This window comes from Streptomyces sp. NPDC052701 (assembly GCF_040678355.1).
GTDB lineage: Bacteria > Actinomycetota > Actinomycetes > Streptomycetales > Streptomycetaceae > Streptomyces.
This window is the reverse complement of the sequence record NZ_JBFATO010000088.1, coordinates 1-1,308: the sequence shown is the minus strand read 5'-3', so window position 1 is coordinate 1,308 and position 1,308 is coordinate 1. Positions and strand designations below refer to the sequence as shown.

Below are 1,308 nucleotides of genomic sequence, written 5' to 3'. Positions count from 1 at the left end.
CGACAGCGCTGCCTCCGCTGCCGCTTGCCGACGCGCCGCAGCCCGGATCTCCGGTTCGGCAACGCTGCGGTCAGTGCGACACACGACCCCAGATGTCCCTTCGGGGCGTGCTGTGGCCGCAGCCGCGGACGCGGCTGGGAGTGGTGAGCCGGAGATGTCGGCCCAGGGGCGGGCCCGGTCCGCAGTGAGCCGGGCGCGGTCGTAGGAGCCGAGCTTGATGAGGATGGCAGAGGCGAGGCTGTACACGGCGGACAGCCTCGCCTGGTCGAGGCTGCGGCCACAGGCGGCGTCGGCGATGAGGCCGCAACGCCTGACGCGTACGGCCGACGGACACACAAACGAGGCAGGCTCCCCGAGAGGGAGCCTGCCTCAGCGGCGTGCAGGTTCAGCTGACCACTCCGCAGGCGTAGGGCCCCTCTGAGGGTGTGCTGTAGTCGCAGGCCCTGAACCGCACGTTTGCAACGTCGGTATAGCTGCCTCCGGTGGTGTCGTTGTCTCCTGGCGCGACTGCACTCGTACGCCAGCCCGAGTCGATCCACCGGCCCTGGCTGAAGCTCCACCAGTCGTAACGGACCAGGAGATGGGCAGCGGTGTCGCAGCTCGAGCGGGAGATCGAGAGGCTCCACGACGCCTTGTAATTGGCCCGGCCGCCGTGAGAACCGTTTCGACTGTAGCTGTAGTCGCCTGATGCGTACGCGCATCCCGAGTAGCTTGATCCGTCGATGAACCACTGCGGGCTGGCACTCGTGGGTGTCTGTCCGATACCCAACGTCAGGGCAGCGGTCACTGCGACGAGGGCAAAACGTCTGCCGACTCGTGTGGTCACATGTCCTCCCGAGTATGTGGTGGCCGCCACAGCCGACGGCCGGTCCGCATGCAGTCTCTCCCTCGGCCCACATGGCCACATAGAGACAAACCAGCCCAGACAGAGGTGAAACTGGCCCACTAAGACGTTGTCTTAGTTGGTGAGTCGGCGGTAGCTGATGAGGGCTGCGGCTATGCCGACGAAGGCCAGGAAGTGCTCGGCTTTGCGCTCGTAGCGGCGGTGCAGGCGTCGGCATCCGGCCAGCCAGGAGACCGTTCTTTCGACGACCCAGCGGTGCCGGCCGAGCCGCGTGGACGACTCGATGCCCTTGCGGGCGATGCGGTGGCGGATGTGACGTTCGCGAAGCCATTTCCGCAGGTGGTCGTAGTCGTAGCCCTTGTCGGCGTGGAGCTTGGCCGGACGTCGGCGGCGCGGGCCGCGGCGGGAGCGGATGGGCGGGATCCCGCGCACGAGTGGCTTGAGGCCGAGGCTGTCGTGCGTGT

1 protein-coding gene and 1 pseudogene are annotated in these 1,308 nt (G+C 67.4%); both read right to left on the bottom strand.

Translation table 11 applies throughout. From position 1 onward, the window contains the following. Window positions 1-120 precede the first annotated feature (120 nt). A pseudogene (locus AB0L29_RS35510) lies at window positions 121-270 on the bottom strand (transcriptional regulator); the annotation flags it as partial. Window positions 271-958: 688 nt separating this feature from the next. Beyond that, window positions 959-1,308, bottom strand: a 350-nt coding sequence (locus tag AB0L29_RS35505) for a transposase (protein ID WP_365833482.1), incomplete at its 5' end; no start/stop codon positions are given.